The sequence below is a fragment of the Kaistia geumhonensis genome, from assembly GCF_030815145.1.
Classification (GTDB): domain Bacteria; phylum Pseudomonadota; class Alphaproteobacteria; order Rhizobiales; family Kaistiaceae; genus Kaistia; species Kaistia geumhonensis.
The window spans coordinates 466,848-486,158 of the sequence record NZ_JAUSWJ010000001.1 but is presented as its reverse complement, the minus strand read 5'-3'; the positions used below and the strand labels follow the sequence as shown (position 1 = coordinate 486,158).

The window sequence follows — 19,311 nt, the reverse complement described above, 5'->3', positions numbered from 1 at the left end:
AGCATGAACGTGAAGTCCATCGCGCTCGGCGTCGGCATGGCCGCGCTGCTCGGTTCGGCGGCCCATGCCGCCGACTACCGGATCGCCTATCTCGCCGCCTCCAGCCAGAACGGCTTCAATCAGGCGATCTGGGAAGGCGTGCAGAAGGCGGCCAAGGCCCGCGGTGTCGAGGTCGAGATCTTCAACGGCGAGTTCGACGCGACCAAGCAGTTCTCGCAGGTCGAGGACATCGTCGCCGGCGGCAAGTTCCAGGGCATCGTCATCACCCCCAACGACAGCGTCGGCATCGCTGCGGCCGTCGAGGAAGCCACCAAGGCCGGCGTCAAGGTTGCCACCACCCTGTTCCCGATCGGCCCGAAACTGGACGTTCTGGAGCCGCAGGTACCTGGGCTCGTGACGACCGTCGCCTCCAACCCGGCGATCGGCGCCAAGGCTCAGGCCGATGCCGTCATCGAGTTCTGCAAGGACAAGAATCCCTGCAAGGTGGCGATCATCATCGGGCAGAAGATCTATCCCTTCGACAATTTGCGCTACCAGACCTATCTCGACACGCTGAAGCCGCAGTCGAACATCGAGATCGTCGCGACCGTCGAGGGCAACTACGATCCCGACAAGTCGATGGCCGGCATGCAGGACGTGCTGCAGGCGCACAAGGACATCAACGTCGTCCTTTCCAATGCAGACCAGCACCTCGTCGGCGCCGAGATCGCGCTCGAGGATGCGGGGCTCGACGTGCCCTCGCTGTACCTGATCGGCGGCGGCGCCAATCAGATCGCCATCGATGCCATCAAGGCCGGCAAGTGGGACGCGACGCTCGCCCAGCTGCCGAGGAGCGAGGGCGAATATGCGCTGAACGGCGTCGTCGACGCGCTCGAAGGGAAGCCCACGCCGGCCTTCACCGACGAGCTCAAGCTCGGTGGCGACATGCCGGCGATCATCACCAAGAAGGCGCTCGACGAGCATCCCGACTACAAGCCGGAATGGCAGGGCTGAGCCCCGAACGGGGCGAGGATCTTCAGGAAGCAAGATCCTCGCCCCAGCCACCGGAAGGGTTGCTGTGGCCGCCGCCCCGATGAATGGCGCGCCAAACCCGGTCCCCTCTCCTCCGGGAGGGACAAGGGTGAGGGCCTCTGTCCGAAGCCGCATTGGAGCACGAGAATGCCCGAAGACGCCGTACGCCTTTCAGGGATCGAGAAGAGCTTCGGCAGCGCCCGCATCCTGAACGGCATCTCGCTGGCCTTCGAGCAGGGCGAGGTGCATGCGCTGATCGGCGAGAACGGGGCCGGCAAGTCGAGCCTCGGCAAGGTGGTCGGCGGCTATTATTCATTCGATGCCGGCACGCTGACCGTCTTCGGCAGGGAGGTGGGCCACTGGTCGCCGCGCGCGGCGCTCACCTCGGGCATCGCGATGATCCACCAGGAACTGCAGCTCGTGCCCGAGCTGACGGTGGCCGAGAACGTCTTCCTCGGCATCGAGCAGAACCGGGCCGGCGTGCTGACGGGCTCGGAGCAGTCGCGCTTCCGCGCGCTCGACGAGCGCTGCGGCTTCGGCCTATCGCCGAATGCCGTCGTCGCGGATCTGCGCATCGCCGAGCGGCAGAAGGTCGAGATCATGCGGGCGATCGCGCGCGATGCCCGCGTCATCATCATGGACGAGCCGACTTCCTCGCTGACCGCCGATGAGGCCGACAAGCTGCATCGCGTCATCCGCTGGCTGCGCGACGAGGGCCGGACCGTCATCTATGTCACCCATTTCCTCGACCATGTGCTGGAGACCGCCGACCGCGTGACCGTGATGCGCGATGGCCGTGTCGTGAGGACGGGGCCAATCGCCGCCGAGACGAAGGCGAGCCTGATCGAGGCGATGCTGGGCGAGCCGGCCGACGTCGCCTTTCCGCCGCTGCCGGCAGCGCCCGCCTCCGACGCGCCTGTGCTGCTCGAGGTCGCCGGTCTCTCCAGCGCCAGCGGGCTCTCGGACATCGGCCTTCGGGTCCGGGCCGGCGAGATCGTCGGGCTGATTGGCCTCGTCGGTTCCGGGCGCAGCGAGCTTGCCCGCGCAATCTTCGGCGCCGACCCGTCGACCGGCACCGTCCGCATTGGCGGCGAAGCCTACGACCACCGCAGCCCGCGCCTCTCCGTGCAGCGCGGCCTCGCCTTCGTGCCCGAGGATCGGCGCAAGCAGGGCCTCGATCTGGTGCAGACCGTCAGGCCCAACATGTCGTTGCCGCATCTCTCGCTGGTGTCGCGCCTCGGGGTATTGCGGCCGCGCGACGAACGTCGCCGCACCGCCGAGATGATCAAGCACTTCAACATCGTCCCCGGCCAGATCGACGGCGAGGTCGCGTTCTATTCGGGCGGCAACCAGCAGAAGGTGCTGCTCTCGAAATGGGTCTACGGCAATCCGAAGGTCGTGATCCTCGACGAGCCCAGCCGCGGCGTCGATATCGGCGCCCGGCGCCGCATCCATGATTTCGTCGTCGAGCTGGCGCGCGGCGGCGCCGCGGTGCTGCTCATCTCCTCGGAGCTCGAGGAGGCGATCAGCCTCTCGCATCGCGGCTATCTGATGCGCGAGGGACGCATCATCGGCGAGGCCGACTGCCGGACCCTCTCGGTGGAGGACGCGCTCTTCCGCCTCTTCAATGTCGAAAAGCAGATGGGAGCGGCCTGATGTCCGGCACCACCTCCACCGCCCGCTCCGCCGAGGCGACTGTTCCGGCCGGACGCCGGGCCATCGCCTTTCTCCAGCGCTACGGCATCCTTATCATCATCGCGCTGCTGATGGCGGGGCTGACAGTGTTGTCGGACTCGTTCCTGACGCCCCGCAACCTGCTCAACATCGTCAACCAGAGCGCCCCGCTCGCCATCATCGCCTGCGCGCTGACCCTGGTCATCATCGGCGGCGGATTCGACCTCTCGGCCGGCGCCGTGTTCGGCGTGGCCAGCGTCTCGGCGGCGTGGCTCGCGGTCAATGTCGACCCGACCCTAGGCATCATCGCGGGACCACTGGTCGGCCTCGTGCTCGGGCTCGTCAACGGGCTCATCATCACGGGCTTCAACGTTCACTCGTTCCTCGCAACGCTGGCGAGTTCGATGGTCTTCCGCGGCATCGCCATCCTCATCACCGGCGGCGCGCTGATCCCCGTCCGCATGGAAGAATTCGCCTGGCTCGGTCGCGGCCGGGTCGGCATCGTCAACATCGCGGTCATCGTGTTCGTGGTGTTCGCGCTGGCGATGATGTTCCTGCTCAACCGCACGACCTTCGGCCGCCGCGTCTTCGCCGTCGGCGGCAACGAGGAGGCGGCCATCCTCTCGGGCGTCCGCACCAATCTGGTGAAGATCGCCACCTTCGGACTGACAGGCTTCGCCGCCGGCCTGGCAGGCGTTATTGCGGTGTCTCGCATCTCGATGGGCCAGCCGCAGGCGGGCGTCGGAATGGAGCTCGACGCCATCGCCGCCGTCATCCTCGGCGGCACGTCGATCTATGGCGGCAAGGGCGCGATCTGGCGCTCGGTCGCGGGCGTGCTCCTGCTCTCCCTCATCGGCAACGGCTTCAACATCCTGAACGTCAACCCGTTCTTCAAGGACCTGACCACCGGCCTCATCATCGTGGTAGCGGTCGCGCTCTCGGCCGGCCGCAAGCGGCGCTAGCCGTGACGTGACGAGGCCATAGGCGATCTCATTCCGCCGCCTGTCTCGGCCGGCAGAAGGCGTCGTGCAGGGCGCGGACGACCGCGATCACCTCTGGCGTGGTGATGCGGTAGTAGACCGTCGTGCCCTCGCGGCGCGAGGCGACGAGCCCGTCGGCCCTGAGGCGCATCAATTGCTGCGACATCGGCACCTGCTCGATGCCGAGTTCCTGTCGGAGCTCGGCAACGGTCTTCTCCTGGTCGCCCAGTGCGCAGAGCGCCAGCAATCGCTGAGGATGGGAGAGGCTGCGCATCAGGTCGGCGGCCCGTTCCGAGGCCGGGATCATTTCTGAGACATTCATGATCTTGAATTTATAACTTATGAATGTTACGTGCAAGTCCGTCGGGGGCGGCGAGGATCGCCCCGCCGTGAGGGGCTTCACCATGACCATAGATCGTGCCGTTCTCGTGTTCGCCGGCTGCGTCGTCATCGTTTCCGTGCTGCTTGCGCATTTCCTGTCGCCGTGGTGGCTGCTTTTGACCGCCTTTGTCGGCCTCAACCTCATCCAGTCCGCATTCACCGGCTTCTGCCCCGCCGCCATCGCTTTCCGATGGGCCGGCCTCAAGCCCGGTTGCTCTTTCCGCTGAAAGAGGGGGTCTGCCATGTCGCGTCGCGGCATCATCGCGCCTTCGGTCCTCGCGCTTGTCGTGGCGCTGGCGGCCTCGGCCGTCGAGGCGGCCGAGTTCACCGTCGAGCCCGTCTCGATTCCCGAAATGAAGGCAGTGTTCGGTGAGGTACGCGCCCGCACCGTCGTCCCCGCCAGGGCACGGATCGGCGGCACGCTCCAGTCGGTTTCCGTCACGGAGGGCAGCGAGGTCGCGGCGGGAACCGTCATCGCCCGCGTCGTCGACGACAAGCTGGCGCTCCAGCGCGACGCTGCCGAGGCCAATGTGCGGCAGGCCACTTCCAGCCTCGTCAAAGCCGTCGCCGATCTCGACCGGGCGAAGCAGCTGCTCGCCAAGGGCGTGACCAGCCAGAGTCAGCTCGACCAGGCGACGACCGCCCACGATGTCGCGACGAGCCAGCTTGCGGCCGCCGAGGCCGCGCTCGCCGTCGTCGATCAGCAGAGCCGGGAAGGCGACGTCCTCGCGCCGGCCGCCGGCCGCGTCCTGACGGTTCCGGTCACGCAGGGATCAGTCGTGCTCGCCGGCGACGAGATCGCCCGCGTGGCGAGCGGGCAATACTATCTCCGCCTGTCCCTGCCCGAGCGCCACGCGGCCTCGATCCACGAAGGCGATCCCGTCAGGATCGGCGGACGCGGCCTCTCGGCCGACGGCGCCGGAGGCGGCGACTCCCTGCAGGGCAGGGTGGTCAAGGTCTATCCCGAGATCACCGACGGCCGCGTGACCGCGGATGTCGAGGTGGCGGGGATCGGTGACTATTTCGTCGGCGAGCGGACGCTCGTCACCATCCCCGTCGGCAGCCGCGATGCGCTGCTGGTTCCGGCGGCGGCGCTCTCGTCGCGCCACGGCGTCGATTACGTGCGTCTCGCGGACGGCGCCGAGGTGGCGGTGATCCTCGGCGAGCGGCGCGACATCGACGGCATGGCGCGCGTCGAGATCCTCACCGGGCTCCACCCCGGCGACCAGGTCCTCGTTCCGGACGGCCCCCAATGAAACTCGGCATCGCCGGCGGCCTCACGCGCGCCTTCATCAATTCTCCCCTGACGCCGCTCTTCCTGCTGGCCGCCTTCGCGCTCGGACTCGTCGCCTTGGTGACGCTGCCGCGCGAGGAGGAGCCGCAGATCTCGGTGCCGATGGTGGACATCCGCGTTTCGGCGAACGGCCTCAGGGCCGAGGACGCCGAGAAGCTCGTGACCGAGCCGCTCGAGACGATCGTCAAGAGCATCGACGGCGTCGAGCACGTCTATTCGCAGACCGAGGATGACGGCGTTCTGGTCACCGCCCGGTTCAAGGTCGGCACCTCGTCCGACGCGGCGGTGCTGCGCGTTCACGACAAGGTGCGCGCCAACATGGACCGTATCCCTGTCGGCATTCCGGAGCCGCAGATCGTTGGGCGGGGCATCGACGATGTCGCGATCGTCGTCGTCAACGTCTCGCCCAAGCCAGAGGCCGCCGACCGCTGGACGTCCGAGGGGCTGACACGGGTCGCGCGCGAGCTGCAGATCGAGCTCGCGAAGCTCCCCGATATCGGGCTCACCTATATCGTCGGCGAGCAGCCCGAGCAGTTCCGCGTCGAGCCGAACGGCGAGAAGCTGTCGCTTTACGGCATCACGCTCGCGCAGCTCCAGGGCAAGATCGCCGGCGCCAACCGGTCCTTCTCTGTCGGACGCGTCCGCGACGACGGCGAGCAGCGCTCGCTGGTCGCCGGCCAGACGCTCCAGCAGCTCGCTGACATCGGCAATCTCGTGCTGACCGCACGCGACGGCCGGCCCGTCTATGTCCGTGACGTCGCCGATGTGGTGCTGGCGACCAGTCCCAACGAGACCCGCGTCTCGACGGTCGAGCGGACGGGCGACGGGTTGCTTCGGGTTCCCACCGTGTCGCTGGCGCTCGCAAAGCGGCCGGGCACCAATGCCGTCGTGATCGCCGAGGCCATCACCGAACGGCTGGAAGCGGTGCGCGGCGGCATCGTCCCCGAGGATCTGACGCTCACCATCACGCGCAACTACGGCGAAAGCGCCAACGAGAAGGCGAACGAGCTGCTGTTCCACCTCGGCCTCGCGACGATCTCGATCGTCGTCCTGGTGGCTGTGGCCATCGGCTGGCGCGAGGCGGCCGTCGTCGCGCTCGTCATTCCGACGACGATCCTGCTCACGCTCTTCGCCGCCCGGCTGATGGGCTACACGCTCAATCGCGTCAGCCTGTTCGCGCTGATCTTCTCCATCGGCATCCTTGTCGATGACGCCATCGTCGTGATCGAGAACATCGCGCGGCACTGGGCGATGAAGGACGGCCGCCCGCGCAGCCAGGCGGCGATCGACGCGGTTGCCGAAGTCGGCAATCCGACCATCGTCGCGACACTCACCGTCGTGGCTGCGCTGCTGCCGATGCTGTTCGTCTCGGGGATGATGGGACCATATATGAGCCCCATCCCCGCCAATGCCTCGGCGGCGATGCTGTTCTCCTTCTTCGTCGCGGTAATCCTGACGCCCTGGCTGATGCTGCGCTTCAGCCCGAGGGATCCGGCGCACGGGCATGCCCATGAGCACGAGGCCGCAGATGGCGGCCGGCTCGGACGGATCTATCGCGCGATGGCGCGGCCGATCCTCGCCTCGCGCGCCCGCGCCTGGCTGTTCCTCATCGTGGTCGGCTCGGCGACCTTCGCCTCGATGGGGCTCATCTACACCAAGCATGTGACGGTCAAGCTGCTGCCCTTCGACAACAAGTCGGAGCTGCAGGTCGTGCTCGACCTGCCGCGTGGCTCGTCCGTCGAGGACACCGACCGTGTGCTGCAGGCCATGGTCGACCGCCTCGCCGGCGTCGAGGAAATCGTCTCGTTCCAGACCTATGCCGGCACGGCGGCGCCGTTCAATTTCAACGGCCTGGTGCGCCACTATTACCTGCGCTCGGGCCCCCAGCAGGGCGATATCGCCGTCAATCTGACGCCGAAGGGCGAGCGAAGCCGCACGAGCCATGCCGTGGCGCTCGATATCCGTGACCGCCTCAAGGGTCTCGAACTGCCGGCCGGCAGCGCGGTCAAGGTCGTCGAGCCGCCGCCGGGGCCGCCGGTGATGGCGACGCTGCTCGCGGAGGTGTATGGACCGGACGCCGAGACACGGCGCGCGGTTGCGGCGAAGGTCCGCGAGACCTTCGCCTCCGTGCCCTTCATCGTCGATGTCGACGACAGCTTCGGCACGCAGGCCGAGCGCGTCCGCCTTTCGATCGATCAGGACAATCTGGAATACTACCGGGTCGAGCAGAGCGACGTCTATGACGCGATCAACGCGCTCTATGGCGCCGCGACGGTCGGCTATTCGCATCGAGGCGGAGGGCGCCAGCCGATCCCGATCGTCATGGCCCTCTCCAAGGAGAACGGCCTCGTCGACGAGAAGGCTCTTTCGACGCCGGTTCCCGCCGATGCGTTGCCGGGAAGCCGCGGCGTGGTCGAGCTCGGCGACGTGGTGCATGTCTCCCGCGAGAAGTCGTCCTACCCGATCTTCCGCCACAATGGCCGTCCGGCCGAAATGGTGATCGGCGACCTCGCCGGCGCCTACGAGGCGCCCGTCTACGGCATGATCGCCGTGGCGGACGCGATCGGGAAGGCCGACTGGGGCAATGTCCCGAAGCCGGAGATCGCGCTGCACGGCCAGCCCGACGACGAGACCAAGCCCGTGCTTCTCTGGGACGGCGAATGGGAGGTCACCTGGGTGACGTTCCGCGACATGGGCGCCGCGTTCGGGGTCGCGATCCTTGCGATCTACATCCTCGTCGTCGCGCAGTTCGGATCGTTCCGCCTGCCGCTGGTCATTCTGACGCCGATCCCGCTCACGCTGATCGGCATCATGATCGGCCACTGGCTGTTCGGCGCGCCGTTCTCGGCAACCTCGATGATCGGCTTCATCGCGCTTGCCGGCATCATCGTGCGCAACTCCATCCTGCTGGTCGATTTCATCCGCCACGCCCGCACGCCCGGCCGGCCCCTCATCGATGTGCTGCTCGAAGCCGGATCGATCCGCTTCAAGCCGATCCTGCTCACCGCCATCGCGGCGATGATCGGCGCGGCCGTCATCCTGACGGATCCGATCTTCCAGGGGCTCGCCATCTCGCTGCTGTTCGGCCTCGCCTCGTCCACGGCGCTGACGGTGCTGGTCATCCCGGCCATCTATGTCGCGTTGCGCGGCGAGCGGAAGGCGGCGTGACCGGTTGCCGATCGCGGCCGGCACCATAGATTGACCTCCGGCGGTCTTTCGCCGCCGGAGGCGAGGCGATGGCGAAGACGGCGGAAAGCGCCGGCATCCTGATGTACCGGAAGCGTGAGCGCGGCATCGAGGTTCTGCTCGTCCATCCGGGCGGGCCGTTCTGGCGCAATCGCGACGCCGGCGCCTGGACCATTCCGAAGGGGGAAATCGAGCCGGGCGAGTCGATCGACTATGCCGCGCGGCGCGAATTCGCCGAGGAACTCGGCGTCGTGCCGACCGGGGCGCTGCTGTCGCTCGGCTCCGTGCGCCAGAAGGCCGGCAAGATCGTTCACGGCTTCGCCATGGAAGGCGATTTCGAACTCGCGCGCTTCGTCAGCAATCTCTTCGAGATGGAATGGCCGCCGAGGAGTGGCCGGATCGTTAGTTTCCCCGAGGTCGATCGAGCCGAATGGCAGTCGATCGTGGCGGCGCGCGAGAAGATCAATCCCGCGCAGATTCTGTTTCTCGACCGGCTGGTCGAGCTCGCTGCGCGCTGAGCCCCTACGGGACGAGCACCGCCGCGCCCTGGAAGCGTCCGGCGCGCAGATCCGCGAGCGCCTCGTTGGCCTGCTCGAGCGGATAGCGCGTGGTGCGTGTCGTCACGCCGGCCTGCCTCGCGATGGCGAGAAATTCGCGCGCGTCGGCGCGGGTCAGATTCGCGACCGAAACGAGCTGCCGCTCCTCCCAGAGCAGATCGTAGGAGAATTCCGGGATCGGGCTCATATGGATGCCGCCGCAGACGACGCGACCGCCTTTCTTGACGGCGGCGAGGGCGAGCGGGACGAGCGCGCCGACGGGGGCGAAGATGATCGCCGCGTCGAGCGGCTCCGGCGGCAGCGTTCCGGAATCCGTCGCGGAGACCGCGCCGAGCGAGAGTGCCATCTCCTGCGCCGCCGTGTCGCCCGCGCGCGTGAAGGCATGAACCCGGCGGCCCTGCCAGACGAGCACCTGTGCGAGGATATGCGCGGCGGCGCCGAAGCCGTAGAGGCCGACGGCCGCGCCATCGCCGGCGATGCGGAGCGAGCGCCAGCCGATGAGCCCGGCGCACATCAGCGGCGAGGCGGCGACCGGGTCGTCATATCCCTCGAGCGGGAAGGCGAAGGCGGCATCGGCGATCACGTGGCTCGCGAAGCCGCCGTCGCGCGTATAGCCGGTGAAGAGCGGCTCGTCGCAAAGGTTCTCGCGATCGGTGCGGCAATAGGGGCACCGGCCGCAGGTGTGGCCGAGCCAGGGGATGCCGACCCGCTGGCCGGGAAGGGGATGGAGCACGCCGCGCCCGGCCGCCTCGACGATGCCGACGATCTCGTGACCCGGGATGATCGGAAGACGCGGATTAGGCAGGTCGCCATCGACGACGTGCAAATCGGTGCGGCAGACGGCGCAGGCCTCCACCCGCACGCGAATCTCGCCGGCACCCGGTTCGCGAACCGGCCGCTCCTCGAGGACGAGCGGCGCGCCGGTCGCGCGCAGCACCATCGCCTTCATCGTCGCCACCGGTGCCGCTCCCGGGTCCTGCTCAGCCGCCGGCCAGATGCCGCTCGATCTGCGAGATCGGAAGCTGCACGAGATCCTTCGCCAGCTCGTGCTTGACGAGATGGCGTAGCTGGGTCGGGTAGTGTTCGCGCAGCACGCCGAGCGCCCGTGCCGGAGCGATGACGGCGAGATACCGGCCCTGACGCTCGCGCAGCACTCCTTCCAGTTCGCCGAGAATGCGCTTCAGGAAGGCTGTCTCCGCCTCGTCGTGCAGGTCGACGATCTCGACCGCGCTGCGGGCGGCGCCGTGCGACTGGTGCACCCGTCCGGGACGATCGGTGCCCAGCGTATGCGCCATCGGATCCTCCTGATTGAAGGCATCGACGAGCTTCAGATTGACCAGTTCGGCGTCACCCTCGTTCTGCAGGATCATGGCGCGGGCGCCGTCGCAGACGAGCACGAAGCCCCGGCGCGGGATGTCGATGCGGTCCATTTTCCGGACTCCTCCTCGTTGGCCGGCAAACCGGGCCGGCGTGGATGGAGGACATCCTGCTGCATCGGTTGGTCGGCCGCGTTGCGTTCGATCAACCCGCGCGGCCGCGTCAGCGTTGCGTCCGGCTGAGGCCTTTTTCATCGAGCTCGGCGAGGTAGCGTGACCAGAGCGCATCATGGTCGCGGCCGATTTCGGCGAGATAGGACCACGAAAAGAGCCCCGTATGGTGGCCGTCGTCGAAATTGAGCCGGATCGCATAATTGCCGACCGGATCGATCGACCGGATGGCGACATTCATCTTGCCGGGAACGGTCTGCCGCTGCGCCGGCGCATGGCCCTGAACCTCCGCCGACGGGCTGGTGACGCGAAGAAACTCGGCCGCGAAGGCATAGCTGCGGCCGTCGTCGAAGGTCACGGTCAGCTGGCGCTTGTCGGGCGAAAGGCGGATTTCGGTCGGCCAGGCGGAGGAGGCTTCCGGCATGGTGTCGCTCACAGCTCGTTGAGCGCGGACGAACGGTGCTTTGATCCGCGCGGTTCATCCTCTACATGAGTTGAAGCGCGCCGTCCCCTCCGGTCGCCCGGGTTTGCCATGACGACGATCATCAATTCGCTCACCAAGACCGACTCGCCGGCAAGGTCGCCGGCCGTTTCGCCGATGGTCGACCCCTTCGGACGGAGCATCCGCTATCTTCGGGTCTCGGTCACGGACCGCTGCGACTTCCGCTGCGTCTATTGCATGGCCGAGGATATGACCTTCCTGCCGAAGCGGGAGGTTCTGACGCTCGAAGAGCTCGACCGCCTCTGCACCGTCTTCGTGGAAAAGGGCGTGCGGCGGCTCCGCCTCACCGGCGGCGAGCCGCTCGTGCGTCGCGGGATCATGACCCTGATCCGCTCGCTCTCGCGTCATCTCGAAAGCGGCATGCTGGACGAGCTGACGCTGACCACCAATGGATCGCAGCTTTCGCGCTACGCGGGCGAACTCGCGGCCTGCGGCGTCCGCCGCATCAACGTCTCCGTCGACACGCTCGATCCGGAGCGCTTCCGCGCCATCACGCGGCGCGGCGATCTCGCCGTCGTCATGAAAGGGATCGACGACGCGCTGGCGGCTGGCATCCACGTCAAGATCAACGCCGTGGCGCTGAAGGGCGTCAACGAGCATGAGCTCGACGACATGATCCGCTGGGCGCATGGCCGCGGCATGGACCTGACGCTCATCGAGACCATGCCGCTCGGCGAGATCGACGGCGACCGGCTGGACCAGTACCTGCCGCTCTCCGCCGTGCGCCGCGACCTCGCCAGTCGCTGGACCTTTGCCGAGAGCGACCACCGCACCGGCGGCCCGGCGCGCTATGTCACGGTCGGCGAGACCGGCGGGCGCATCGGCTTCATCACCCCGCTGACGCATAATTTCTGCGAGAGCTGCAACCGCGTTCGCGTCACCTGCACCGGCACGCTCTTCATGTGCCTCGGGCAGGAGGACGCACGCGACCTTCGCGCGCCGCTCCGCGCCTCGGAAGGCAACGAGCTGATCGCCGCCGCCATCGACGAGGCGATCGCGAGGAAACCGAAGGGCCACGACTTCATTATCGACCGCGAGCACAATCGGCCGGCGCTCGGCCGGCATATGAGCATGACCGGCGGCTGATGCCGGCGCGGACGGCAGAATGAAGATCGAGACCATCCGCCTCGCCGATGCCGGCGAGGTTCCCAATCACCCGCACTGGTCGTTGATCCTCTATGCGCAGGCCGCACCGCCCGACGCCAGCGGCTCCGCGACCGCGGCCCTGGACGCGCTCTTCGCCGGAAACGGCTGGCCGGTCTCCTGGCATGACGGCATCTATCGCTTCACTCATTTTCACTCGGTGACGCATGAAGCGCTCGGCATCGGGACGGGCTCGGCGCGCGTCCAGTTCGGCGGCGAGAGCGGACCGATCCTCACGGTCGCGGCCGGCGACGCCGTCCTGCTGCCGGCCGGCACCGGCCACAAGCTGATCGAGGCCTCTTCCGATCTTCTCGTGGTCGGCGCCTATCCGCCTGGGGCCGGCTACGATCTCGTGCGGGCCGGAGAGGGCGACGGCGCAGAACTCCGTCGTCGCATCGCCGCCGTGCCCTGTCCCCGCAGCGACCCCGTGACCGGTCGCACGGGCGGACTGCTCGCGGCATGGATCGAGGACTGAGCGACAAAGGCGGGATCGAGCATCGGCATCCGTTGCGAAGCGGCGCGCGATTGAGCATTGTGCCTCAGCCGTGACCATGGGGTACGGCCCGTCCCGCCGTGGTTCCCCCCGCTGCGCCGGGGCGCCTCCTGTCGCCGGTCAAGTCCAGCTTCCATGTCGTCCTTCGAGGCCAATCTTCGCGGCATCGGCTATCTGCTGCTGTCGATCCTCGCCTTCATCCTCAACGATACGATGATCAAGGTCGTCAGCGAGCGGCTGCCGATCGGCGAGATCATCGTCCTGCGCGGCGCGGTGGCGCTTGTTCTGATCCTCGCTCTGCTGTTCGCAACGGGCGGCCACCGTGCCTGGCGACTCGCCGGAAACAGGCTGGTCGCCTGGCGAACGATCGGGGAGGTCGGCGGCACGATCCTCTATCTCTATGCGCTCTTCCACATGCCGATCGCCAATGCCTCGGCGATCTCTCAGATCGTGCCCCTGATGACGACGGCCGCGGCCGCGGTCTTCCTGCGCGAGCAGGTCGGCTGGAGGCGCTGGATGGCGATCGGGCTCGGCTTCGTGGGCGTCATGATCATCATGCGGCCGGGTCTCGGCGGCTTCGACGTCTATGCGTTCGCAGCGCTCGCCTCGATGGCGTTCGTGACGCTGCGCGATCTCGTCACGCGCAGCTTTCCGCCCGGCATGCCGACCCTCCTGGTCACGGCGGTCACCGCCGGCGCGGTGCTGGTGGCCGGTCTCGCGATGTCGTTCGACGAAGTCTGGCTGATGCCGACCCTGGACGAGATGCTGCTGCTCGGCGGGGCGGCCTTTCTCCTCCTTATCGGCTACGGCACCGTGATCCTCGCAATGCGCCACGGCGAGATGGGGGTGATCGCGCCGTTCCGCTACGCGGTGATCCTGTTCGCCATCGCGCTCGGCTATCTCGTCTGGGGCGACATCCCGGACATCTACACGATCACCGGCACGGTCATCGTCGTCGCCACGGGGCTCTACACGATCCATCGCGAACGGCTGCGGGCGGAGGAGAGTCGCACGCGCCGCTGAAACGAAAAGGGCGCCCGAAGGCGCCCTGAACGTCTTGATCCCCTGCGCTCAGCGGCGCTTCGAGACGGGGATGTAGTCGCGGCGGTCGGCGCCGGAATAGAGCTGGCGCGGACGGCCGATGCGCTGGCTCGGATCCTCGACCATTTCCTTCCACTGCGCGATCCAGCCGACCGTGCGCGCGAGGGCGAACAGCACGGTGAACATCGTCGTCGGGAAGCCGAGCGCCTTCAGCGTGATGCCCGAGTAGAAGTCGATGTTCGGATAGAGCTTCTTCTCGACGAAGTAGTCGTCGCTGAGCGCGATGCGCTCCAGTTCCAGCGCCACCTCGAGCACCGGATCGTCGGTGATGCCGAGCTCGGAGAGCACCTCGTGGCAGGTGCGCTGCATGATCTTCGCGCGCGGATCGTAGTTCTTGTAAACCCGGTGGCCGAAGCCCATCAGGCGGAACGGATCGTTCTTGTCCTTGGCGCGGGCAATGTATTCGGGGATCCGCTCGACCGTGCCGATCTCCTGCAGCATGTTGAGCGCCGCCTCGTTGGCGCCGCCATGGGCCGGACCCCAGAGGCAGGCGATGCCCGCCGCAATGCAGGCGAACGGATTGGCGCCCGACGAACCGGCGAGGCGAACCGTCGAGGTCGACGCGTTCTGCTCGTGGTCGGCATGCAGGATGAAGATCCGGTCCATCGCGCGGGCGAGGATCGGGTTGACCTTGTACTCCTCCGCCGGCACCGCGAAGCACATGCGCAGGAAGTTCGACGCATAGTCGAGCGCGTTGAGCGGATAAACGAAGGGCTGGCCGACATGGTACTTGTAGGCCATCGCCGCGATGGTCGGCATCTTCGCGATCAGGCGAAGGCTCGCGACCATGCGCTGGTGCGGGTCCGAAATGTCGGTCGAGTCGTGGTAGAATGCGGAGAGCGCGCCGACAACGCCGACCATGATCGCCATCGGATGGGCGTCGCGGCGGAAGCCGGTGTAGAAGCGGGACATCTGCTCGTGAACCATCGTGTGGTAGGTCACGCGCTGGTCGAAATCGGCCTTCTGCGCCGCGGTCGGCAGATCCCCGTAAAGCAGGAGATAGCAGGTCTCGAGGAAGTCGCCATGTTCGGCGAGCTGCTCGATCGGATAGCCGCGATAGAGGAGAACGCCTTCGTCGCCGTCGATGAAGGTGATCTTGGAATCGCAGGCGCCGGTCGAGGTGAAGCCCGGATCATAGGTGAAGCGTCCGGTCTTCGCGTAGAGCGAGCCGATATCGATCACCTCGGGGCCGATCGTACCTTCCTTGATCGCGAAATCCCACGACTGATCGCCAATCGTGAGTGTCGCCTTGGTATTATCGGTCATGCAGCCAACCCCCTTGGAGAAAGAAAATTCTTCTGGCGGGAACGCGGGCGTCGACGGTCAGCACGGCCGGAACGGAGCCGCAGGGAAACGGATGTGCACCTGCGTAACCCATTTATTGCAGCGCGGCAAGGCAGCCGGATGGGCCGCCCGCGCCGCCGCGCAGTAAATAAGGAAAGCTTACTAATTGTGCGATCTTCGCTCATTTCGGGCGAAGGTTAGCATGGTTGGCCGGCGGCGATAAACGCCGCCGCGCCGAGGATCAGGCGGCCTGGTCGGCGATGCGGCCGAGGCTTTCCTCGCGGCCGAGCACCATCAGCACGTCGAAGATGCCGGGCGAGGTCGAGCGGCCGGTCAGCGCGGCGCGCAGCGGCTGGGCGACCTTGCCGAGCTTGAGGCCCTCGGCCTCCGCGAAGGCCTTCACCGCCGCCTCCGTCGCTTCGATCGTCCATTCGGTCTCGACGAGGATGGCGTGGAGACGTTTCAGGAGAGCGCGGGCGTCGGCATCGAGAATCGTTCCGGCCTTCTCGTCCAGCGCGAGCGGACGATTGGCGAAGAGGAACGCGGCGCCGTCCTTCAGCTCGACCAGCGTCTTGGCGCGCTCCTTCAGTCCCGGCAGCGCCATGCGCAGCTGTGCCGCCTTGGCCTGGTCGAGATCGGCCTTCATCGCCGCCCCGCCGGGAAGATGCGGCAGAGTCTCGACGAAGAGCTCGTAGAGCCGGTCGTCCGGCGTCGCGCGCATATAGTGGCCGTTGAGATTCTCGAGCTTGGCGAAGTCGAAGCGCGAGGCGGACCGGCCGACATCATCGATGTCGAACCAGGCGATCATCTCGTCCGTCGACATGATCTCGTCGTCGCCATGTGCCCAGCCGAGGCGAACGAGGTAGTTGCGCATCGCCTCCGGCAGATAGCCCATGGCGCGATAGGCATCGACGCCGAGCGCGCCATGGCGCTTGGAGAGCTTGGCGCCGTCCGGCCCGTGGATCAGCGGGATATGCGCCATGACCGGCACCTCCCAGCCCATCGCCTGGTAGATGATCATCTGCCGCGCGGCGTTGGTCAGGTGATCGTCGCCGCGGATGATATGCGTGACGCCCATGTCGTGATCGTCCACCACGACCGACAGCATGTAGGTCGGGTTGCCGTCGGACCGGAGCAGCACGAGATCGTCGAGATCCTTGTTGGGGATGACGACTCGCCCCTGCACACGGTCCTCGATCACGGTCTCGCCTTCGAGCGGCGCGCGGATGCGGATCGCCGGCTTGACGCCGGCAGGCGCCTCCGCCGGGTCGCGGTCGCGCCAGGTGCCGTCGTAGCGGGGAGCGCGGCCCTCGGCCATCGCCTTCTCGCGCATCTCCTTCAACTCGTCCGGCGTGCAGTAGCAGCGATAGGCCTTGCCGGCCGCCAGCATCTCCTCGACCACCTCGCGGTGCCGCGGCGCGCGGGCGAACTGGAAGACGGTCTCGCCCTCCCAGTCGAGGCCGAGCCATTTCAGCCCGTCGATGATCGCGTCGATGGCCGCCTCGGTCGAGCGTTCGCGGTCGGTGTCCTCGATGCGCAGCAGCATCTTGCCGCCGGTGTGGCGGGCATAAAGCCAGTTGAACAGCGCCGTGCGGCCGCCTCCGATATGCAGGAAGCCGGTGGGCGATGGTGCAAAGCGCGTGACGACCGGTTTGGACATGGGCAATTCCGGGCTGGGCAGATCGTGCGAATGAAGGGGGAGGAAGGGCCGCTGTCGCCGACCTTTCGCGATTGTGGGCGCAGCATGTAGCATGGAGCCTTGCCCGGACGAAAGGCGGGGATATGGCGAAGAGCGCGGCGCGGGGAGGGATGTCCGCATCGGCGCCGGAACTCGTCGGGGAGCCGGGCGCCGAGCAGCCGGCCGCCCCGCATTTTCCGCCCGCAGGCCCACGGGGTCGCCTCGGCTTCGCCGCGGACCGCTGGCTGCTCGCGATGGGCGCCAGCCTCGAGCGGGAGATGGAGGCGGCGCGGGGGTTGCCATGGCTCGCGGTCGCCTTCGCGGGCGGCGCGCTGCTCTATTTCTCTCTTCCGTCCGAACCCTCGGCACCGGCGCTCGCCCTCGTCGCTCTCGCGCTCGCAGCTGCCGCGTGGCGTGTGAGGGCAGGGCGGGCCCCTCTCTTCCGCCTGCTCCTCGTCGCCACGATGATCGCCGGCGGCGCGGCCCTCACCAAGCTGCGCACCGACCTCGTCGCGACGCCGATGATCGAGCGTTCGGTGACCGCGACGGTGACCGGCTTCGTCGAGGCGGTCGAGGCGCGCCGGGGTGGTGCCCGGCTGACCGTGCGGGTCGTTTCGATCGAGGGCGCGCGGCTGGCACGCCAGCCAGAGCGGGTGACCGTCGTGCTCCGCGGCAAGGCCCCCGAGGTGGGCGAGGGCATCGCGGTGCTGGCGCGGCTGCGTCCACCGTCCGGGCCGGCGATGCCCGGCGGCTACGACTTCGCGCGCAAGGCCTATTATGCCGGCATCGGCGCGACCGGCTTCGCCTATGGCAAGCCGAAGCTGGTCGAGCTCGGCCCGCCGCCGCTCGCGATCCGTCTCGCGATGCCGCTCGAGAGCCTCCGCGAGGCCATCCGCGCCCGCATCCTCGCCGCGCTACCGGGCGACACCGGCCGGATCGCGACAGCGCTCGTCATCGGCGATGCCGGCGGCATTTCGGCCAAGGCCGAGGACGACCTGCGCCAGTCGGGCCTTGCGCATGTGCTCTCCGTCTCCGGCCTCCATATGGTGCTCGTCGCCGGCGCCAGCTTCTGGGCGATCCGCGCGCTGCTGGCGCTCTTCCCCGGCCTCGCCCTCCGCCATCCGATCAAGAAATGGGCGGCTGTCGGAGCGCTCGGCCTGACCTTCTTCTATCTGCTGATCTCGGGTCTCGATGTGGCCGCGCAGCGCTCGTTCGCGATGACGGCGGTCGTGTTCACCGCCATCCTTCTCGACCGGCGTGCGATCTCGATGCGCAATGTCGCGCTCGCCGCCGTCGCCGTGCTGTTGCTCGCGCCGGAAAGCGTGCTCGATGCCGGCTTCCAGATGTCCTTCGCGGCGACGATCGCGCTGGTCGCAGGCTTCGAACTCCTCGCCCGGCGGAGACGGCGGGCGCGGCTCGGCGGAGAGACATCGCTCGTCGGGACGCTGCTGCGCTGGACCCTCGCCCTCGTCGGCGGGCTTACGCTCACCTCGCTTCTCGGCGGCCTCGGCACGACACCCTTCGCGCTTTACCATTTCCAGCGCATGGCACCGCTTTCGATTGTCGCCAATGTCCTTGCCATGCCGCTCATCGACTTCCTCGTCATGCCGATGGCGCTCGTCGGCGTTCTGCTGATGCCGCTCGGGCTCGACCAGCCGATGCTGGCGCTGATGGGCGTCGGCATCGACGGCATGCTGGCGGTCGCCGACGTCGTGTCGCGCTGGTCGGAGGGGACGGGCGGCATGGCGATGCCGCCGGCTGCGGCGCTTCTCATCTTCCTTGTCGGCTTCCTGTGGGCCGCGCTCTGGGGCGAACGCTGGCGCTGGATCGGCGTGGTGCCGATGCTGGCCGGCATCGGCCTCGCGCTCTTTCCGGCCCGTCCCGACCTGATCATCGCCGCCGATGGTCGTTCCGCCGCCATCCGCGGCGCGGACGGCCACTATGCGATACTGGCGCCCAAGGTCCCGTCTTTCGAGGCGGGCATCTGGCTGCGCGCCGACGGCGATGCGCGCGGCGTCAAGGACAAGACCCTGACCGCGGGCGTGCGTTGCGATTCTCTCGGCTGTATCGGCCGCCTCGCAGATGGCCGCCTCGTCGCACTCTCGCTCGATCGTGGCGCCTTCGCCGAGGATTGCCGCCGCGCGGGGCTCGTCGTGACGCCGCTGCATGCCCCTGCCGCCTGCCGGACCGTCACCGCCGTGGTCGACCGGGAGATGCTCCGCCGTGACGGCGCTCTCGCGCTGACGCTGAATGAAAGAGGTATCCCATCCGCCGCGCCGACGGCCGCCGGTTCCGAACCGCCCGAACAGGGCCGATCGCATGCCGTCTGGAGCGAAGCGGATGGCGACCCCGCCGAGGCCTCCGTCGACGGGGAAGGCGAGTTGGCGGTCTCTGAAACCGTGCTCTCCGGCGGCGGGCCATCGACGCCCACAGCGTCGCCCGCCTCCGGCCCGTCGCGCCTCGATGCACTGGCCGCGGTCGAAACAAGCTATCCGGCGCTTCGGCGCGCCTTCATGCCGCCCGGCCCCGGCGATTGAGCG

Annotated in this window: 17 protein-coding genes; 11 read left to right on the top strand and 6 right to left on the bottom strand. The window is 67.8% G+C overall.

Features of this window, described 5'->3' with window-relative positions:
* Positions 1 to 3: 3 nt before the first annotated feature.
* The 3 genes from QO015_RS02300 to QO015_RS02290 all read left to right on the top strand — a co-directional run bounded on the left by QO015_RS02300 (position 4) and on the right by QO015_RS02290 (position 3,647).
* Complete coding sequence (locus tag QO015_RS02300; protein ID WP_266281723.1) at positions 4 to 993, top strand: sugar ABC transporter substrate-binding protein; 990 nt, start codon at positions 4 to 6, stop codon at positions 991 to 993.
* A gap of 165 nt (positions 994 to 1,158) precedes the next feature.
* The gene (locus QO015_RS02295) at positions 1,159 to 2,667 is read left to right on the top strand and encodes a sugar ABC transporter ATP-binding protein (RefSeq protein WP_266281724.1); all 1,509 of its coding nucleotides are present in this window, start codon (positions 1,159 to 1,161) and stop codon (positions 2,665 to 2,667) included.
* Complete coding sequence (locus QO015_RS02290) at positions 2,667 to 3,647, top strand: ABC transporter permease (protein ID WP_266281725.1); 981 nt, start codon at positions 2,667 to 2,669, stop codon at positions 3,645 to 3,647. The genes QO015_RS02295 and QO015_RS02290 overlap by 1 nt, the downstream gene beginning before the upstream one ends.
* Before the next feature lie 28 nt (positions 3,648 to 3,675).
* Here the strand turns inward: QO015_RS02290 and QO015_RS02285 are convergent, their stop codons facing one another.
* Positions 3,676 to 3,987, bottom strand: coding sequence for an ArsR/SmtB family transcription factor (locus tag QO015_RS02285; protein ID WP_266281726.1), 312 nt, complete (start codon positions 3,985 to 3,987; stop codon positions 3,676 to 3,678).
* An 82-nt stretch (positions 3,988 to 4,069) separates the two neighbouring features.
* Between QO015_RS02285 and QO015_RS02280 the strand changes: the two genes are divergently transcribed.
* The 4 genes from QO015_RS02280 (at position 4,070) to QO015_RS02265 (ending at position 9,044) form a co-directional block, all read left to right on the top strand.
* Positions 4,070 to 4,273, top strand: coding sequence for a YgaP family membrane protein (locus QO015_RS02280; RefSeq protein ID WP_266281727.1), 204 nt, complete (start codon positions 4,070 to 4,072; stop codon positions 4,271 to 4,273).
* Between the two features lie 15 nt (positions 4,274 to 4,288).
* Positions 4,289 to 5,302, top strand: coding sequence for an efflux RND transporter periplasmic adaptor subunit (locus QO015_RS02275; protein WP_266281728.1), 1,014 nt, complete (start codon positions 4,289 to 4,291; stop codon positions 5,300 to 5,302).
* Positions 5,299 to 8,508 carry an efflux RND transporter permease subunit gene (locus tag QO015_RS02270; protein ID WP_266281729.1) on the top strand — a complete coding sequence of 1,070 codons (3,210 nt, stop codon included), beginning with the start codon at positions 5,299 to 5,301 and terminating at the stop codon, positions 8,506 to 8,508. The genes QO015_RS02275 and QO015_RS02270 overlap by 4 nt, the downstream gene beginning before the upstream one ends.
* A 68-nt stretch (positions 8,509 to 8,576) precedes the next feature.
* On the top strand, positions 8,577 to 9,044 hold the full coding sequence (locus QO015_RS02265; RefSeq protein WP_266281731.1) for an NUDIX hydrolase: 468 nt from the start codon (positions 8,577 to 8,579) through the stop codon (positions 9,042 to 9,044).
* A gap of 4 nt (positions 9,045 to 9,048) precedes the next feature.
* Here QO015_RS02265 and QO015_RS02260 read toward each other — a convergent pair whose 3' ends face one another.
* From QO015_RS02260 to QO015_RS02250, 3 genes are all read right to left on the bottom strand, one after another.
* Positions 9,049 to 10,032: a zinc-dependent alcohol dehydrogenase family protein gene (locus QO015_RS02260; protein ID WP_266282511.1), complete on the bottom strand. Its 984-nt coding sequence runs from the start codon at positions 10,030 to 10,032 to the stop codon at positions 9,049 to 9,051.
* 31 nt (positions 10,033 to 10,063) lie between these two features.
* Entirely contained in the window at positions 10,064 to 10,513 is a 450-nt protein-coding gene (locus QO015_RS02255) for a host attachment protein (RefSeq protein WP_266281733.1), read from the bottom strand.
* A gap of 109 nt (positions 10,514 to 10,622) precedes the next feature.
* Positions 10,623 to 10,994, bottom strand: coding sequence for a gamma-butyrobetaine hydroxylase family protein (locus QO015_RS02250; RefSeq protein WP_266282512.1), 372 nt, complete (start codon positions 10,992 to 10,994; stop codon positions 10,623 to 10,625).
* Positions 10,995 to 11,102: 108 nt separating this feature from the next.
* On the opposite strand from QO015_RS02250, the gene moaA reads away from it, so the two are divergent.
* From moaA to QO015_RS02235, 3 genes are all read left to right on the top strand, one after another.
* Entirely contained in the window at positions 11,103 to 12,158 is a 1,056-nt protein-coding gene (gene moaA / locus QO015_RS02245; RefSeq protein WP_370877384.1) for a GTP 3',8-cyclase MoaA, read from the top strand.
* A gap of 19 nt (positions 12,159 to 12,177) precedes the next feature.
* Positions 12,178 to 12,690 carry a cupin gene (locus QO015_RS02240; RefSeq protein WP_266281735.1) on the top strand — a complete coding sequence of 171 codons (513 nt, stop codon included), beginning with the start codon at positions 12,178 to 12,180 and terminating at the stop codon, positions 12,688 to 12,690.
* Positions 12,691 to 12,843: 153 nt separating this feature from the next.
* A complete protein-coding gene (locus tag QO015_RS02235; protein ID WP_266281737.1) occupies positions 12,844 to 13,731 on the top strand; it encodes a DMT family transporter in 888 nt (295 codons plus the stop codon).
* A gap of 48 nt (positions 13,732 to 13,779) precedes the next feature.
* On the opposite strand, the gene gltA is transcribed toward QO015_RS02235, so the two are convergent.
* Positions 13,780 to 15,075 carry a citrate synthase gene (gene gltA / locus QO015_RS02230; protein ID WP_266281738.1) on the bottom strand — a complete coding sequence of 432 codons (1,296 nt, stop codon included), beginning with the start codon at positions 15,073 to 15,075 and terminating at the stop codon, positions 13,780 to 13,782.
* A gap of 259 nt (positions 15,076 to 15,334) precedes the next feature.
* Positions 15,335 to 16,753, bottom strand: coding sequence for a glutamate--tRNA ligase (gene gltX, locus QO015_RS02225; protein WP_266281740.1), 1,419 nt, complete (start codon positions 16,751 to 16,753; stop codon positions 15,335 to 15,337).
* Between the two features lie 149 nt (positions 16,754 to 16,902).
* Here gltX and QO015_RS02220 point away from each other — a divergent pair, with 149 nt between their 5' ends.
* Complete coding sequence (locus tag QO015_RS02220; protein WP_266281741.1) at positions 16,903 to 19,308, top strand: ComEC/Rec2 family competence protein; 2,406 nt, start codon at positions 16,903 to 16,905, stop codon at positions 19,306 to 19,308.
* Positions 19,309 to 19,311 lie beyond the last annotated feature (3 nt).

Coding starts and splice junctions, on each gene's coding strand:
- QO015_RS02300 (WP_266281723.1), top strand. CDS start 4: ATGAACGTGAAGTCCATCGCGCTCGGCGTCGGCATGGCCGCGCTGCTC.
- QO015_RS02295 (WP_266281724.1), top strand. CDS start 1,159: ATGCCCGAAGACGCCGTACGCCTTTCAGGGATCGAGAAGAGCTTCGGC.
- QO015_RS02290 (WP_266281725.1), top strand. CDS start 2,667: ATGTCCGGCACCACCTCCACCGCCCGCTCCGCCGAGGCGACTGTTCCG.
- QO015_RS02285 (WP_266281726.1), bottom strand. CDS start 3,987: ATGAATGTCTCAGAAATGATCCCGGCCTCGGAACGGGCCGCCGACCTG.
- QO015_RS02280 (WP_266281727.1), top strand. CDS start 4,070: ATGACCATAGATCGTGCCGTTCTCGTGTTCGCCGGCTGCGTCGTCATC.
- QO015_RS02275 (WP_266281728.1), top strand. CDS start 4,289: ATGTCGCGTCGCGGCATCATCGCGCCTTCGGTCCTCGCGCTTGTCGTG.
- QO015_RS02270 (WP_266281729.1), top strand. CDS start 5,299: ATGAAACTCGGCATCGCCGGCGGCCTCACGCGCGCCTTCATCAATTCT.
- QO015_RS02265 (WP_266281731.1), top strand. CDS start 8,577: ATGGCGAAGACGGCGGAAAGCGCCGGCATCCTGATGTACCGGAAGCGT.
- QO015_RS02260 (WP_266282511.1), bottom strand. CDS start 10,032: ATGAAGGCGATGGTGCTGCGCGCGACCGGCGCGCCGCTCGTCCTCGAG.
- QO015_RS02255 (WP_266281733.1), bottom strand. CDS start 10,513: ATGGACCGCATCGACATCCCGCGCCGGGGCTTCGTGCTCGTCTGCGAC.
- QO015_RS02250 (WP_266282512.1), bottom strand. CDS start 10,994: ATGCCGGAAGCCTCCTCCGCCTGGCCGACCGAAATCCGCCTTTCGCCC.
- moaA (WP_370877384.1), top strand. CDS start 11,103: ATGACGACGATCATCAATTCGCTCACCAAGACCGACTCGCCGGCAAGG.
- QO015_RS02240 (WP_266281735.1), top strand. CDS start 12,178: ATGAAGATCGAGACCATCCGCCTCGCCGATGCCGGCGAGGTTCCCAAT.
- QO015_RS02235 (WP_266281737.1), top strand. CDS start 12,844: ATGTCGTCCTTCGAGGCCAATCTTCGCGGCATCGGCTATCTGCTGCTG.
- gltA (WP_266281738.1), bottom strand. CDS start 15,075: ATGACCGATAATACCAAGGCGACACTCACGATTGGCGATCAGTCGTGG.
- gltX (WP_266281740.1), bottom strand. CDS start 16,753: ATGTCCAAACCGGTCGTCACGCGCTTTGCACCATCGCCCACCGGCTTC.
- QO015_RS02220 (WP_266281741.1), top strand. CDS start 16,903: ATGTCCGCATCGGCGCCGGAACTCGTCGGGGAGCCGGGCGCCGAGCAG.